Genomic DNA, 15,441 nt, shown 5'->3' on the forward strand with positions numbered 1-15,441 from the left:
TTAAGTCACCGTCCCAATAATCGCAACGCTTCCGTCCGCAATCGTAATATTCGCGGAGCCGCCATTAACCGTAAGGCCGGAATAATCGACGATCGCTGCCGTACCGAGGACGACGTTTGCAATTTGCGTATACCGTACGACTGGGTCCGTAAACGCAATCGTCTGTAGATACGCTTTAACTCCGGCTGCTATTTGCGTTCGGGCATCCGTTAATGTCGCGCCCGATGCTAACGTATAAGTTCCGCTAATATTAATCGCGACCTCCGTAGCGCCTACGACCGTGACCGTCGCGCCGATTGGCCGGACCGTTTCGATATAGGCGGCCGTCTCCGTTACCTTCGCGCTATCAGGCGCCGTCTTATCTACGTCCAGTAAAACGACTTTAACCGTACCGGCTCCGGCCCATACCGGAAATACTTTCGCGTCCGAAATGCCCGTAACCTCGCGCGCCCATTGGCGGTACTGATTCGCGTTGCCTGACGTAGCCGGCTTACGTACGAAATCGAGATAACGTGACAGAAAGTCCGCGTCCGATTCTGCATCGATCCCGCCGGTAAATGGCGCCGTATTCGTAACTGTAATCGTGCCGGCAAGCGCACCGACGACGAGTTTCACAGCGCCGATTGTTACGTTACCGCTCGCGCCCGCAACCACCGCTTCAACCGCGGACGCTACTGTTCCTGACGCAATCGTTACGTTCGCCTTTGTAACGAAGTAGGTCGGTGTTTCTCCGCCCGTTGATACTTCCGTTCCCGCCGGAATCAACGTACTATTCGGCCCCGTAAATGTAACGGACCCTACCGCCTTGACCGCAGGCTTCCGCGTAAGTCCTCGTTCACTCACACGCATGTCGAGATACGGCCCGTACGTGGTGTCCGCAAACCCGAAGTTTAGCACGTTATCAAGTTCGATATATGCCTGCGCGAGTTCAATTGCTGCCGGAGAAAGTAAATCGTACGTCGGCGCTCCTACACGCTTATCGATGTCAGCCGGGCTCGCGTCAAGCATCCGCTGCAGGAGCGCATCTTTCGTTTGGTCTTCGTACATTACGTCGCCACCTCCGTTTCAACTTCGCCATAGACGGTCGAAACTGAAATCGTTATATATAGTTGATCGCCGGTTCGCGACGCCGTGATATCGGTCACATCGAGTATCCGCTCGTCTACGAGAAGAGCTTCCGTAATGACGCGCGTTATCTCAACTTCGAGCAATTCCGCGGATATTTCCTGACCGATAAGCTCGTCGAGTTCGCATCCGTATGCATCGTCGTAGATAAGAAACCGTGACCGCGCCGTTAATATCGCTTTGACGATTGCTTGCTTGACCGCTTCGGCGTCGTCAATGATCTCGTTCTGTAGATCGCCTGTAACGAAGTCTAAAGCGTACGTTCTCGATATCTGCATGGCGGCCGCTGTCGTTGCGGTGCTCACTTCGCGATCTTCCGGTCTTTGTAGCGGAGATAACGCCATTAATACGTCACCGCCCTGTCGATTACGACGTAGTTTTGGCCGGCGTTAAGCGACGCCAAGATCACACGGTCGCCCGCTTTTAGTTCGTCTTTGAACGTTAAGATTGCGTCAGCGCCTCCGTTAAGCGATATGGTCCGGTCATGCTGCGTCAAGGATTGCGCAACGACTAAGTCATCCGTTTCTAACGGGATCTTCATGCCGTCAATTTGAACGCGAAGACCAGGAGGCGCCGCGATTACCGTGCCGAGATCGATTTCGATATCTTTGTTGAATCCGTATTTGCGAACAGCCTGAATAAGTTGGCTTCCGCCAGTCCCTTCGAAAATACTTCCCACGTTGCGCCTCCTAATCGAGTAGTTTCGAAACTTGGGCCGCCGTCAAGTTCGTGCCGTCATCTTTTTTCTTTTTCTTGCCGGCCGTAGCTTCCGGATCAACGTATTCCAGTTTCGGAAGATCGTCCGTCGCCGAGAGTTTAACGCTCATACGGTGCGTCCCGTTCTCGAACCGGTGCGAATCCGTGGAAACGTAATATGACCCGATTATCCCCGTCATTGTCTCTTTCACGTAGACAGCGGAGCCGGCCGTAACCTCGACGTTTCCTAGCGCTTCGACGTTCGCGTTGTCCGTAATCTTAGCGAGGTCTGCGAGTAGTTGGCGCGCCAATTGCTGTAGCTCCGACGTCTTTAAATCACGGTCGGCGTTCTCCAAGTGCTGCATTAATCCGTACTTTGCGATAAGACCATCGTCCTTGACCGTAGCGACGAGCGGATTCTTATCCGGATCTCCGCCGAGGACCTTAACCTGCGTTTTCATATCCTCGATAGACTGCGAATACGACGCGCTGAGAATGTTGACGCCGCCCGCAAGCAACCACTTTACGACCTTCTCTTTGCGTTCGACTACGTTAAGGAGGCCGCTATCGGCGTAAATAAAAAAGCGCCGGCTGTTCTGCTTTCGCGTCTCAGTTAGCGCAGTTATCATCATGTCCCACAGCGTTCTATCACGTAGAATCAATTTCGGAATGACGAACGATGTCTCTGCGATCGTTCCGGCGCTTATTCCGTAATCGCGGCAGATTTCACGTATAATGGCGGCGGCCGTCATGTTGCCGAAGCGCTTCGTATCGGTATTCTTCGTGAGGTAATAATTCTCATCGTACGCCGTCACGGTCATGCGGCCGTCCTGACCTATGTCGTGTGCGAATACTACTCCGCGAAATAGTTCGGCGCCGTCGTCGTTGTTGTAAAGACGGATTTCGTTACCGAGATCAATCGGAACCAGCCGTTCAGCACCGCCGCCACTATTCGCAAGGGATACGCTCAATGTCCGGTAAGGAAGCGTTACGTCCCCGGACCAGGTAACGGAGGTTACGACCGGATCGAGCACCAAGCCGCGGTATACGACAGAAACGTTACTCATAGCGCTGGCACCGCCAGTTTGACGCCTACGGTCAGCGCATTCGGATTCGGACCGACCGCCTTCTTATTCGCATCGTAAATCTTCCGCCACTTATCGCCGTCGCCATACGCGCGCTGTGCGATCTTCCATAACGTATCGCCGGATTTCACCGTGTAGTTGTCTGGCGTCGTACGTGAGTTGGGCGGCCGCTCCTCGGTCGTTGGCGCCTTAAATTCCGTGGACTCTGGCGTCTCCCCCGTATACTTCGCGAACTTAAGATAACGGTACTCCTTCATCTCGATATCGTAGTAGATATCGCCAACCGCGCCGCCGTCTTCGCGGTATGTAAACGAACGAATCGTAACCGTTACGTTGATTGGCGTTCCCGTTATGATAAGGCGCGCCGGCTTACCGGATTTCTGCGCCTGTTCAATACGTTGAGCCAGGTGCCACGGATCTTGAAGACGATCGTGTTCGCAGAAAGATGCGTTGTAGTCGCGCGGAAAGAATGACGAGAACGCAAAAGAACGCAGCGTATCATTTCCGATAATCGTACGTTCGCCAAGCTGCGCAACCTGGACGTCCTCGAATCCGTGCGTCGACGTTACAGCGATGGATTCCGGATTGACCGGTAACCATATCGGATCGGAGCCGTCCGTAAACTTGATCCAAAACTGCATATTAGCCAAGTGAGACCGCCCCTTCCGATTGCTGCATTAAGCGTACAATTCCAAGCGCAAGCTCTTCGAGATCGCTTTCCTTACGTACGTTCATGTTATGAACGGTTATATTGATTCCACTTCCGCTGAAACCACCGCGACCGCTACGCATGGCGTCCGCTTCGCCCTTCGTCTGCACGCGTTCGTCTTTGTGGAGGATCGCGGGGTAGCCGTTATACGGAACACGGTCGAGTCCGCCGGCCTTTTTCTCCGGGGACTTACCGAAGACGAACTGACCGAATTTGTCATAGAATCCGTTCATTGCTTTGACGTAGCCACTTTTGCCGGCGGCATTGTAACCTTTTTCTGTATAATGGCTGGCTGTCCCGGCCGACGCGCCAACAACAGCGCCAACCACCGCGCCGCCAGGACCGGCTACCGCACCGCCTACCGCCGCACCTGTTCCGCCTCCAACTAGGGCCGCTGTAATTGGATTAGTCGAAAGTGTGTTGCCAAGGCCTTCTAAAATTTTCGAACCAATATCGCTGCCCATTTTTATTAATGTCGGAGCGTTATTTTCGACTTGCTCAGCTAAAAAATTGACTAACTTAGTCGTGGTTTGGGAGATTTGTTTACTGCCGCCGTTAGCATACCATTTGTCAAAAGCACCTTGAATACCATCAAACAGCATCGCGATCTTTTCGCTAAAGGTAGCCTTATTAAATTGCGGGTTCTCGATTAAACCTTTTACGAAATTAAAGGCTTTCTCAAACTTCGTAGCAATCCAGTCCGCCGCCTGACTCGCAGTATCTTGAAGGAATTTCCCCCAACGGCTAATCGTAGGACCATTATTGTTAATCCACGTTACAAGCCGGTCTAATCTCGGTTGAATAGCGGACGCAAGCCCTTTTCCCCACTCCGTAAGAATCTTGGAGTTAAACGTATCTTTAATCGTCGACCATAGACCGCCGAGCGATTTCGATTGTTTGTTCATCATGTTCGGGAAACGATCATTCATGCCCTTGACGAGAACAGTGATCGCCTTATCCGCCGGAATTAAGCCCTTTTCGGACAACTTGATAACCTGTGCCGTCGTCAGCTTCATCTTCTTCGCAAGGATGTCCCAAACGGGGATACCGGCTTCCGTGAGTTGCATCGCTTCATCGCCCTGTAGACGGCCCTTCGCTTTCATCTGACCGAGTGCCAACGCAATACGGTCTACGCCTTCCGCACCGATACCGAGTCCAGCCGCAGCGTTACCAATTCCCGTCATCATCGGGAGTACGTCCTTGGCCGCGAAGCCGAACGCGAGCAATCGTTTTGCCGAGTCTCGCAATTGCGGAAGCTCGAACGGAGTGGTGTTCGCAAATTCGTTCAAATCCGCAAGGAACGTTTTTGCTTTCTCCGCGGATTTAAGCATCGTTGTGAACGCTATGTCCGCCTGCTCCGCGTCATTGGCGAGTTTCAGCGGTTTGGCGATCGCCGCATACGCAACGCCCGACGCGATGATTGCGCCTTTAAACGACGTAAGTGCTCCGAGCGCGCCTTTAAACGCGCTACCGATTCCGCCGATCGCACGTAATCCGTTGCTTCCCATACGTCCAAATGCGCTACCGGTCGAATCTGCCGCGCGGCTCACCCTGGCGGACGTTGTACTTACCGTATCGAGGGACTTACGCAATCTATCGCCTTCGCCCGCCGCCTTCCGCAAGCCAGCGCTCATTTCGTCTTTCAAGCGCAAACGCGCAACTAAATCGAATGCCATACGTTACCTCCCTTCCGCAGCTTCACGGTCAAGTTTTAGTTCCATTGCCGCGTACATGAACGTTTTGGAACCGCGGGGCGCGTTATATATCTCGTGCGGCATGCGGCCCGTCCGTAAAAAAATCTCGGAGATGACGTATGCCTCGCCACCTCCGAGAATTAGTTTTTTGCGTTATCGAGTTCGTCGTCACCGAAGCCAGAGAGATCCGTGATTTCCTCGGTGAGCTTTGCCTTTTCGCCCGGAAGCAGCCGCTTCTCGACGGCATCGACCGGCGTCGGACCGAACTTATCCGTGATCGCCTTATCAGACCAGTCCGGAGTAATGCAGGCTTTTGCGATGAGAATTGAGGACAACTTTTCCCGGTCGATTTCTTTTCCGTACGTAGCTTGTTCACGTGCCTGGCGCATTTCAGCATCACCTAGCGCCTTGATCCGGAAATCAATACCGAAACGGCGCATTGGCACGTCTCTTTCCGGTGTCAATTCGGTATCAAGTAGTGCGCGTAAAATTTCGTCGCTATTTTTAACGTTGGGCATTATTGGGCCTCCGATTATATTCGTAATTAAAAAAGGCGACCGAAGCCGCCGCGTTTGTTACAGGTATTCGTATCCGTCCGCCACGAACGGCCATTCCGTTTCAACGACCGAGCCGTGGTCGAATTTCATGATATCGAGCTTCGTAAACTGTACGCCCTTAACGCGAACCCGCTCGACGTAGCCCGTGTCTGGATTGCGCAGCTTAAAGATAAGCTCGGAAACGAACGGGCCGGAATTGTCGTTCGTAATTGCCGAAACCTTGCGGACGAGATCCGAAGAAATCTTGTAGCCCGTAATCGTACCGGAGTATTCGATTGTACCGGCTTTGTTCCCCATCGTGCGGGAGCCGGCGCGTTTGATTTTTTCGTACGAAATATCCGCCATGAACTCGACTTGGTAAAAGTTCGTCAGCCATTGGCCGTCACTCCAAACTTCGCCCATCTCGCCTTTCATAACGAGTGCATCAGCAAGTGCCATCTATTTCACTCCTTTAGACGTTAATTGTGAGGAAGATACGTTCCATCGAATCGACTTCGACGTAGCTGATTACGAGGAATACGGAGTCTCCAACGGATGGATATTCCGGATCAAGCGCTACGGCCGGTCCCATTAACACACTCGAATTCTCCAACGTTTCGAGGTACGCCTTGATCGCGGAGATGAGCGCCGCCTGACCGTCCGGGTCGTTGTTGATCCGTCCGATATAAGCGTCGGCTGCCGTTTTCGTAACGTCCGTCGCTACGGCCTGGCGCGCGCGCATTGCACGGATTTTCTTCTTACCCGTCGTCCACCCTTGCTCGACTTTGACCTTTTCGCCGTCGTTCGTAAGTACCAACGAGCCAGCCCCGAGCGCCGCCTTCGTCTCCGTGTTCGTCAATCGCCGTGTAACGTCGTCAACCGGCGCGACCCTGTACGTAATCGATGCGTTGATCGGCGTACCTGCGATGAGGCCGGCGATATAAGGCGCATATTGAGCGGACGAATACGTAACGTCGCCGGCGATAACGCCACTTACGAGGTTAACGCAGTAATCGTCAGCCAGGCGCGTCGACCGTGTGTTACCGGTTGCTGGCGTCGAGTCTTCCGAAGCCGTAACCGCACCGAATACGGCCATGAAGTGCTTACCTTCCGCGCGATTCGCGGCCACCCACGTTTTTACGGCGTCTTGTTCCGTAGCGGCAACTTCTCCGTCGAATACGAAAACGTTAAACGCGCGAGCATCGAACGCGGCACGCATTGCAGCGAAGTCCGTAGTCGTCGGTGCTTCTGGCAACGTATAAACGAGTACCTCTTTCGCGCCGGCCTGCAGAGCGAGCTTAATCGACGTAATGTTCGCGTCGCCAAATTGGATCATCGCGTCATATTCCGTCGTGATCGTATACAGCGACTTCTCGACCGTCGGCTGTGCCGGCAATGGTAACGAAGACGCTACGTATTCGGAAATCGGAATCGCTACGGTGCCTCGTGCGCCACCGTTAATGCGCGCGGCTGCTGCGGAGACGAAGTTGATATAAAGACCGGGCCTTGTCGGAAGTGACGTAGGGTCCCACTGACCTGCCATTGTGTGGCCTCCTTTAAGTGAAAAAGCGCTCCGTTAAGGAGTGCTCGTGTCGGTTATTTCTTGTCGGATGACTACGCGCTGAATAAGCGGAGCCTCCGTTTGTACCCGCGCCTCCCGGACTTCGACGGCCAGTACGCCAATGCACGCGTAGTGATCGTTCTCGGTCTGAAACGGCTGCGAAAATGAAAACGACTCAACGCAGAGGTTCCTCGAAGAGCTGTTGATCGGAATAAGTTGGTGTTGGTAAAACGCGGTGCTTAGCGCGTCTATCTTCGTAAGGACATCGCGCTCACTGGCGCCAATGTACACGATTTGATATTCACGATCGATGCGGTAGTGATAACCGGTCTCCGACGTGCGGTCGTCGTTCTGAAACCGAATTACGAATAAGTCCGGATGTGCCTTACGTGGTACGGTTTGTTTCTCGGTTGCTGACGTCGGATGGACCGTCTTTACGAACGACTCCACCGATTCCAGCTCGTTTATCAACGTCACCTTACCACCCCTTCCGTTTTAGTTCGTCTTCGATTTCCTGTTCGACGCCACGTAACCACTTGTCCGCGTTTTGTTCGGCCGGCTCGTCGAGGAACTTTTTAACGGTCCCCGCGTGGCGCAGCTTTTTACCGCCGGCGTCCTTTTCGTGGATGTAGTAGGCGTAGTTAAAGCGCGCTTTCGACTTCTCCGTTGCATTTGCGGTAATCGACGCCGTTAAATCCAGCCCGTCACCTTCGATCGGCTCCGCTTTAATCCCGCGCCGCAACGTAGCCTTAGCGAGTGGCGCAAGGTCGACGGCCCGCCGTTTCCAATCGTCGAGCGCATCGTGCATGCCGCGTTTGGCTCCGGCCGCCATCGTTTCAGCTGCGCCGTTCAGAGCGGTGACAAACCGCGTCAAGTCAATCTCGAAGTCGCCCGCCATTACACGTAAACCTCCGTTATGAGCGCCTTTCCGCCGAGTCCCCGTTTAGGTCCGATATTCAGTGGCTTCCTCGCGACCGTCACGCCTAATTCGTTCGTGTACGTTATGACGTCGTCATACGAGATGTCCGCTAACTTGTCGAGCACTATACGGAGATTGGCGACGGCTTCCTCGCCGGCTTGGTTCGTGACTACGTTCGTTTCCTCGGTAACGCGCGCTTTGAACGTAATGTCAGCGCCAGGAACAACGCCACCCCATCCGTCCGATTCGCCCGCCTTCGTTACGACGATTTCTTGCTTTAACGGAATCAGCGGCATTACAGCACCGTCCATCCGACGCGCCGCTTCGAAAGGTTCACGCCGCCATTTGCCGCGCTGATTAAATCGAGCGCCGTCTGCGGAACGTACTTCGTAAGGTCGGCGCCTGGTTGCGTAACAAGAGCATCCTTAAACTGGAACGCCGCTACTGCGTTAAGTGAGAACTGCGTAATTCCTTGTTGTTGAAGCCGGTTTGTATCGTTAAATACCGTAGCCAGCACGTTCGCAAATTCGTAGACCGCATCATCCGGAATGGTATACGTTGAATAGCGGGAACTCAGCGTGCGACTCGCGACGTTTACTATTCGTAGTTTTTTCGCGTCGTCCGCATCGTTCCAGTCCTCAACGTCAATACAATTCAGCGCGATATACGCGGTTGCGTCTTCGATCGATAGCGCCATAACACGTCCTCCTCTTATTCAGCGGAGGGCTTAGCGCTTGCTTTGCGCGTTGTCGGCGCCTTGGCTGCGGGTTCCTCCGGTACTAATTCAGCGTCCGACAGTTTATCGAGTGCCGCGATTTCGTCCGGATTCTCCGTTTTAAATTCGCCGCCTGTAAACTGACGTAGACTACCATTTACATAAAAGCCGAGCTCTGCGTATCTCGACGTATATTTCGCCATAAGTTTCCTCCGTAAAAAGAGCGCCGACAGTTACGCCGACGCTCCGTTTATTTCCGTTCAATTACGCCAGGTTTTTAATGCGCGCGTGCGCTTTCTCTTGGCGGAATTCGAGCGTGTATTCACCGACGAGGATACCCGTAGTGCTGTCGCCTTTTTCACCCATGTACTTATGGAAGAATTCGCGGCCGACGAGAGGACGGACATCTACACGGTTTGTATCGACGATCAGTAGCTCTTTCGCGTCGAGGTTGTTGTTGAGCACGATTTCGAATTGACCGAAGTCAGATACGAAGTGATCTACAACTTGACCACGGCCGTTCTCGGACTGCGAAATCATGATCTTGTTTGCGTCAAGCGCGGAGATTGCACGTTTTTGTTTCGCCGGAACCATGATTTTGTAGTTACCGCCGGATGCAAAACCGCCTTTCTCATAGATCACTTGAAGCGAGTCGTTCAGCTTTGCCCCATCGATTCCCGCAGCGGCAGCGTCCGTAACGTTAGACTGGATGAATGCACGGATACCTTTCATCTGGCGAACTTGGCCGTTAACGTAACCGATACCGTTAATCAACGCTTTCTCCAAGGACAGCGCGAGTTCGATTTGCTTCTTTTGCTTCTCGTACTCGTACAGGTCGCTGATACCGTACTGCGTTACCGCTTCGGCCGTACCCGAAATCTCGATCGAGTCGTCGAAGATTTGCGTGTTGTTGGAAACGTTAGTACGCGCTTTGTAACGAGCGGCACGAGCGTCGGCACCTTCCGTACCTTCAACGAATTGAACTTCGATCTTCGCTTGGTCCGCGATAGCTGCAGCCGTCGTGCCTGCGTAACCGCGCGTAACAGTCAGCGTTTTCGTACCGGTGTTAACCGCGGAAACGAAAAGCAATTCGTCCGCGATTTTAACGACTTGGCCGGCGCGGAATGGCTCAGCGTCAACAACGACAACGGCCGTATCGGTTACGAGTTTCGCACCGTTTACTTTCGATTCGTCGCCGTAGATTTCGTCCTCAAACCATTGGTGCGACGTTTGCGTTACCGCTTCGGAGAAGCCGAGCAGGTTAAGCAACGGAGTTTGATGCGGATTAAGAAGCAAAATTTCGTCGACCACGGACTGTTTTTTGCCGATAAGAGAAGCGTCATAAATCTTTGCCATTAGAGAATTTCCCCCTGTATGATTGTTTTTGGGCAAAACAAAAAGGCCCCGAATGGTCGGAGCCTCTTAGATAAGAGTTACTATTTAGATAGTTCGGCTTTGAGTGTTGCGTACGCTACGCGGTCCTCGGTTTTTCCGGAGATGCGCGCTTTCTCCGCAGCCGCCGCGAGCATTTGGTCTTTCGTCTTATCTGGTTTTGGGTCGCCACCGCTACTACCGCCAATATCGCGCGGCGCATTCTTAACTTCAGCCAGGTACGGTTTCGCCGCCTTCAACGCGGCAATCACGTCCGCCACGCCCTCAACGTTTCCATCTTCGTCCACCTTCACGTTAGACAAGTCCGCAAGCTTAAACGCATCATCCAACGCATCGCCACGTATGCCGGCTTCCTTCGCGAGCAACTTGAACTCCGATTTAATCACGCGATTGTTTGCGGCGGTCAGCGCCTTATCGCGCGCTTCGGTTGCTTCGGTAACCTTACGTTCGGCCTCGTCCTTCTGCGCCTGGAGGCGTTCCGTCTCCGTCAGTTCCGCTGCCTTACGTGCGTCTTCCTCCGCTTTCAACCGGTCGCGCTCCGCTTTCAAATCGTCATAGTCCGCGAACTTCTTACGTTCACGAGCGAGTCGGTCCGCAATCTTCGCGTCAAATTCCTCTTGCGTGAGTTCGAGTTTCTTCGGCGGCTCCGGTTCCTTTGGCGGATCTTGCGGCGGATCGCCTTCCGCGAACATTTGAAGATCGAGCATATGGCGATAATTGCGTTTAATTTCGTTTGTCATTGCGTCCTCCACCGTTTAAAGGCCGTCGCCTATCGTTTAGTGCGACCGTAGCAGTTTTACGTCGTGTACGTTCGGACAAGGAAAATTCTTCTTGAAGAGAACCCGCGTTTCCCGTATATTTGTTTTAGATACAAATCGTAGCAAATACATAGGAGGCGGCATTTTTGTACTTAAAATGGTTTTGGAATTTCACGGTTAACGTTCTTGCTGGGTCGGCTTTTTGCCCCCCGAAAGTAAGATACGTGCTTTACCGTATCGGCGGCATTAAAGTAAAGACACGCAACATTCGGCCGCACAACTTCTTTTTCGATAAGAAAGTCACGATCGGAACAAGAGCGTTCATCAACAAGAGTTGCTATTTTTACAGCGATGCCGAAGTAGTAATCGGTGACCACGTTTGCGTTGCACCGGAGGTAATGTTTTGCACGGCCGAGCACGTTATCTCCAAGCCGGAACGTCGCTGCGGTGATCTCGCGTCCAAAAAGATTACAGTTGAAAACGGCGCTTGGATCGGAGCGCGGGCGACCATTCTCGCAGGCGTTACGATTGGTGCCGGGTGCGTTATCGGTGCCGGCGCATTGGTAACGAAGGACTGCGAGCCTAACGGTCTTTACCTCGGCGTTCCCGCTAAGCGTGTAAAGGACTTAGACGGCGCGGTCCCGGCACATCCCGTATTAGTTAAAGCGCAATAAGGAGGCCGGCGAGCCTCCTTTTTCTATTCCACGAATCCGACGTATGACTTCGCTTCAGTCCGCTTTCCGTCCGCAACTACCGTTACCACAAACGGCTGATCCGCGGTGCCGGCCGTAAGAGAGAGCGTAACGTTATTCGTGGCGCCGGCTGCGATTGTCGTCGTGGTCACCGCGGGCGAGATCGTCGCGTTCTTCAGCAGAATATCCAGCGGGAATGCGGCGGATGCACTGCCGAAGTTCTTCACGGCAACCGTTACGGTAAACGCTGCGCCGGCCGCAACGTTACGGCTTGCGGTAGTGATCGAAAGGATCTCGATTGACTTCGTGACATCGACCGTTGTATCGATCGTGTACCCGGATGGGAGGACGAAGTTCTTCTCGAACGTGTCGACGACCAGCTTATACTTTCCGCCGCCGCCAAGCGTAATGAACCCGGTGCTACCGTTACCGTCCGTCGTGCCGCTAAAGTCCGTCGCGCTTGTCGTCGTGTTTACGATCGTGAATGCTGTATTCGCCTTGCCCGTGATCATGAACCTCGTTTTACTTCCGCTACCGAGCGTCGCCGCCGTAAGCTGCAGGAAGTCTTGGTTAACGCCCCACGTTTCGCCCGTCTGCCATCCGTTATCCCAACGTGGCGTATCTTCCAGGTTCGTTCCGTCGATGCCGTTAACGACCGCGGCGATGGCTTGATTGCACTGGAATGTGAATCCGTGCGTTTGGTAAACGGCCGTAGAAAGCGGCGCGCGTTCCCCGTAGCCGACGACGGTCGACGTTTCCATCGGGTTAGCGCCGAGCACCCAGTCAAGCTGACGTTGTCCGTATCCTTCGTAGCTTACGTCTCCCAACGCTTGGGACATCTGAGCGAGTGCGGCCGCGTACGAAGCCATCATCTTCGTGTTACCATCCGACTTATCTTTTCCCGGAGTTTCAAGTCCAAGAAAATAACGGAAAGGCACAGTAGAACCTGCCAACGTTCTCGGCGTAGTCATACCGCTACCAAGATAAAACCCATACGGTAAAATTTCATAAGCAGACAGCGTTGAGAATGGCTTGACGAACGCTTCTCCGAAAATCGATAACGCGGCCTGCCATTTAAACCAATCCGCCAACGAAGCGGTCGTGATCTCCTTCATGGCCCGCGCTAACGCGTAGAACGGAATAGCTGCGTGCATCCGATGACGGAACACATCGTTATTCGTCTTCGACGTTGCAGTTTCGTCCTTGAACATAATGCCGGTTACGTAAGACGTGTTCCATTTGAAGTCGAGTTTCTGGCAACTGGCGACTTTATTGGCATACGTTGTAGCGTCGGTCAGATACGACGTTGTCCCCGTAAGACGATACAAATCGAGCGCCGCTAGAACCTTGTGCGCGTAATTTGCAACGGGCATAGCACGGTAATACTCGCCGTCCGGCGCTTCGGCGTTCTTTACGTAAGCCAACTCGTCATATGTGTTCATGTAGGTATACGCGTTAATTGCAGCGGCTTTTAAGCGGTTAGAGTACGTCGGATCTTTCGTTACGAAATAGAGCGCCGCTTTTGCCGTCGCCTGTACGTACTGATAATGCGCGATAACATGCTCGTTACGCTTGTTGTAGCCGCCCATATCCGTCGTGTTGCTGACGTTTTCCACGATCAACACGTTTCCGTAATCCGGGACCGAGTAAGCCGCGAAAATCTGACCGAACTTCATCTGTCCTTTACCGCCAACCGTGGTTTCCTGCATCTTAAGAAGCAAATCAAGCCCCCACCGGTACTCCTCTTCAAGTCCAGGCGCAGTAAAGCCGGCTTCGTTCAACATTACGCCGAGTACCAGCGGTCGCATCGTCATCGTATACGGCGCCCAGTGCCGGAAATCCCATGCGTCCTCCCAGCCACCGCCGACATCGATTGCATCGCCGTTGTCTTGACGTACTGTCGGAATGCTCGCGGGATGGCGCGTAAATTTCATCTGGCGAACGGTTTGCGTAAGTAGGTCGTCGTACGGCTTCTCGTCGATGCGGAACATAGCGGAGTATGATGGCGTCGACTCGTTCGTTTTAATGCGGTAGTAACCAGGCGTTCGAATTGACGAGAAGTCACCGTACTTAGCCGCACTACCATCGATCGGGTCCGTAATGCTCGTCAACGTTATTCCCGAAAGAGCGGTCGAGCCGTTCAGTTCGTTCACAACGCTAACAGCGGTAGTAGCCGCTGCAGTCGAACCCTTAATAACAACCCGCTTACGCGCTTCTGGCTTGTAGCCGGCCATATTCACGAGAACGCCTTTGTTTCGCGAGTACAGACTCTTTGTCGTGAGGGTAACGGTAGCTGCCGGAACGTTATCGCCCATTTTACGAATGCGATATTGATACGTACCCACTTCTTTTAGGCGGAACTCTTGGACCTCCGTAGTCCCTTCCGCAAAGAAATACGAGTTATAGTAAGCTTCCACTCCAGAACCCGATGTGCGTTTGCGTTCGATCCAGTAAGGACGGCCGTCCTTCGTAGTCGTATCCGTGATTACAAGCTTTGCAGATACGTCCGATAACTGGACAACGTTCAAGTTCAGACTTCCTACGCTCGATCTTGGGGTTTCCTTTACGAATCGAACCGCGTCGCCTTGGACTATGCCGGAAGTCAGCGACTTGTCAAGCAACTCAACAAGACCGCCGCCTGCAAGAAAGTCGAATGTGCCAAGGTACATCCAGTAGCGGCCGCGTACCTGCTGGTCAATTTTATACGTCATACTTCCGGATGCGTACGTCACTACGATTGACGCCTCGAAAGTTCTATCTGATGAACCGTCAGGAAGCCATGTGTACACGGAGTAGCTTCCGTCCGCCGGAAGGTTCGCAGCCCAAGCCATTTTTCCCGTGCCGTTAGTAGCTGTGGATTTCGTACTGTAGTTCGCGCCATAGTAAGAAGTAGACGAAGCGTAATTAGGCTTACTAACTGACGTATTCCATGTCCCCGCAAACGTCGCTGTCTCGCTGTCAAAAATCCACTCGCTTACCTCCGACACAGGCGGCAGCGGCCTCTTCGAAAATGGAATGCCTAAACCTACGCCGATAAGCATCGATTAATACACCGCCCAAATACCGACTGCAGTCGTGCCAGTTACCTTAAACCTCTTGACGGGCAGCGGAATAATCGCCCCCAACGTAATCATCGCTGCTGGAATCGTAACCGGCGTCCCCTGCGGAGTATTCACCGCTACGGTTCCGACTGTTCCCGTTACGATGAACCCGATTGCTGGCTTCGTTAAATCGACCGTATCGCTCGGCGTCACTGGCCCGTAATCCGTTACGTTACTACCGATCCATGATGCGTCGACAGCTCCGATCTTGTTCGTACCCGCAGGCAATGCGCCGGTGATCGTAACCGAGCCGCCACTTCCGCCACCGCCGCCGCTCATAATTTTGACGGGAAGCGGTTTATCATCGGAAACTTGCTCAAACGTCGAGTCGTCATCCGCCTTAAATACCAGCTCGGCAGGTATCGCCTGAATTCCGTCTAACGCTTCATTAACGATTGCCCTTACGCCCTTGCTGTCCGCGCTGATCTGACGGTCTATCGTTTGCTTAATAGTCACGC

At 53.3% G+C, this 15,441-nt stretch carries 19 protein-coding genes; 1 reads left to right on the plus strand and 18 read right to left on the minus strand.

The window, feature by feature from the left end; all coding sequences use genetic code 11:
- The 16 genes from AC50YL_RS06860 to AC50YL_RS06935 all read right to left on the minus strand — a co-directional run bounded on the left by AC50YL_RS06860 (window position 1) and on the right by AC50YL_RS06935 (window position 11,172).
- Window positions 1–1,047: a baseplate J/gp47 family protein gene (locus AC50YL_RS06860; protein WP_494830449.1), complete on the minus strand. Its 1,047-nt coding sequence runs from the start codon at window positions 1,045–1,047 to the stop codon at window positions 1–3.
- Window positions 1,047–1,469, minus strand: a complete 423-nt coding sequence (locus tag AC50YL_RS06865) for a DUF2634 domain-containing protein (protein ID WP_494830451.1) — start codon at window positions 1,467–1,469, stop codon at window positions 1,047–1,049. The genes AC50YL_RS06860 and AC50YL_RS06865 overlap by 1 nt, the downstream gene beginning before the upstream one ends.
- Complete coding sequence (locus AC50YL_RS06870) at window positions 1,469–1,804, minus strand: DUF2577 domain-containing protein (protein ID WP_494830453.1); 336 nt, start codon at window positions 1,802–1,804, stop codon at window positions 1,469–1,471. The genes AC50YL_RS06865 and AC50YL_RS06870 overlap by 1 nt, the downstream gene beginning before the upstream one ends.
- A gap of 10 nt (window positions 1,805–1,814) precedes the next feature.
- Window positions 1,815–2,888: an XkdQ/YqbQ family protein gene (locus AC50YL_RS06875; protein WP_494830454.1), complete on the minus strand. Its 1,074-nt coding sequence runs from the start codon at window positions 2,886–2,888 to the stop codon at window positions 1,815–1,817.
- Window positions 2,885–3,547, minus strand: coding sequence for a LysM peptidoglycan-binding domain-containing protein (locus AC50YL_RS06880; protein ID WP_494831186.1), 663 nt, complete (start codon window positions 3,545–3,547; stop codon window positions 2,885–2,887). Before AC50YL_RS06880 ends, AC50YL_RS06875 begins: the two co-directional genes overlap by 4 nt.
- Before the next feature lies 1 nt (window position 3,548).
- The gene (locus AC50YL_RS06885) at window positions 3,549–5,291 is read right to left on the minus strand and encodes a tape measure protein (RefSeq protein WP_494830455.1); all 1,743 of its coding nucleotides are present in this window, start codon (window positions 5,289–5,291) and stop codon (window positions 3,549–3,551) included.
- Between the two features lie 158 nt (window positions 5,292–5,449).
- On the minus strand, window positions 5,450–5,827 hold the full coding sequence (locus AC50YL_RS06890) for a phage tail assembly chaperone (RefSeq protein ID WP_494830456.1): 378 nt from the start codon (window positions 5,825–5,827) through the stop codon (window positions 5,450–5,452).
- Between the two features lie 57 nt (window positions 5,828–5,884).
- Entirely contained in the window at window positions 5,885–6,304 is a 420-nt protein-coding gene (locus AC50YL_RS06895; RefSeq protein WP_494830458.1) for a phage tail tube protein, read from the minus strand.
- Window positions 6,305–6,317: 13 nt separating this feature from the next.
- Window positions 6,318–7,388, minus strand: coding sequence for a phage tail sheath subtilisin-like domain-containing protein (locus AC50YL_RS06900; RefSeq protein WP_494830460.1), 1,071 nt, complete (start codon window positions 7,386–7,388; stop codon window positions 6,318–6,320).
- Between the two features lie 33 nt (window positions 7,389–7,421).
- The gene (locus AC50YL_RS06905; protein ID WP_494830462.1) at window positions 7,422–7,877 is read right to left on the minus strand and encodes a hypothetical protein; all 456 of its coding nucleotides are present in this window, start codon (window positions 7,875–7,877) and stop codon (window positions 7,422–7,424) included.
- A 7-nt stretch (window positions 7,878–7,884) separates the two neighbouring features.
- Window positions 7,885–8,304 (minus strand): HK97 gp10 family phage protein, encoded by a 420-nt coding sequence (locus tag AC50YL_RS06910; protein ID WP_494830463.1) that lies wholly within the window; start codon window positions 8,302–8,304, stop codon window positions 7,885–7,887.
- Complete coding sequence (locus AC50YL_RS06915; protein ID WP_494830465.1) at window positions 8,304–8,636, minus strand: hypothetical protein; 333 nt, start codon at window positions 8,634–8,636, stop codon at window positions 8,304–8,306. The genes AC50YL_RS06910 and AC50YL_RS06915 overlap by 1 nt, the downstream gene beginning before the upstream one ends.
- Window positions 8,621–9,022, minus strand: coding sequence for a hypothetical protein (locus AC50YL_RS06920; protein WP_494830467.1), 402 nt, complete (start codon window positions 9,020–9,022; stop codon window positions 8,621–8,623). Before AC50YL_RS06920 ends, AC50YL_RS06915 begins: the two co-directional genes overlap by 16 nt.
- A 14-nt stretch (window positions 9,023–9,036) precedes the next feature.
- Complete coding sequence (locus AC50YL_RS06925) at window positions 9,037–9,243, minus strand: hypothetical protein (RefSeq protein ID WP_494830469.1); 207 nt, start codon at window positions 9,241–9,243, stop codon at window positions 9,037–9,039.
- A 61-nt stretch (window positions 9,244–9,304) separates the two neighbouring features.
- Window positions 9,305–10,396, minus strand: coding sequence for an SU10 major capsid protein (locus AC50YL_RS06930; protein WP_494830471.1), 1,092 nt, complete (start codon window positions 10,394–10,396; stop codon window positions 9,305–9,307).
- A gap of 80 nt (window positions 10,397–10,476) precedes the next feature.
- Window positions 10,477–11,172, minus strand: a complete 696-nt coding sequence (locus AC50YL_RS06935; RefSeq protein WP_494830473.1) for a phage scaffolding protein — start codon at window positions 11,170–11,172, stop codon at window positions 10,477–10,479.
- Window positions 11,173–11,336: 164 nt separating this feature from the next.
- Here AC50YL_RS06935 and AC50YL_RS06940 point away from each other — a divergent pair, with 164 nt between their 5' ends.
- The gene (locus AC50YL_RS06940; protein WP_494830474.1) at window positions 11,337–11,864 is read left to right on the plus strand and encodes an acyltransferase; all 528 of its coding nucleotides are present in this window, start codon (window positions 11,337–11,339) and stop codon (window positions 11,862–11,864) included.
- Between the two features lie 23 nt (window positions 11,865–11,887).
- On the opposite strand, the gene AC50YL_RS06945 is transcribed toward AC50YL_RS06940, so the two are convergent.
- Window positions 11,888–14,923: a golvesin C-terminal-like domain-containing protein gene (locus AC50YL_RS06945; RefSeq protein ID WP_494830475.1), complete on the minus strand. Its 3,036-nt coding sequence runs from the start codon at window positions 14,921–14,923 to the stop codon at window positions 11,888–11,890.
- Between the two features lie 3 nt (window positions 14,924–14,926).
- On the minus strand, window positions 14,927–15,439 hold the full coding sequence (locus AC50YL_RS06950) for a spike base protein, RCAP_Rcc01079 family (protein WP_494830476.1): 513 nt from the start codon (window positions 15,437–15,439) through the stop codon (window positions 14,927–14,929).
- Between the last annotated feature and the right edge of the window lie 2 nt (window positions 15,440–15,441).

It is taken from the genome of Paenibacillus sp. J22P277, assembly GCF_059383675.1.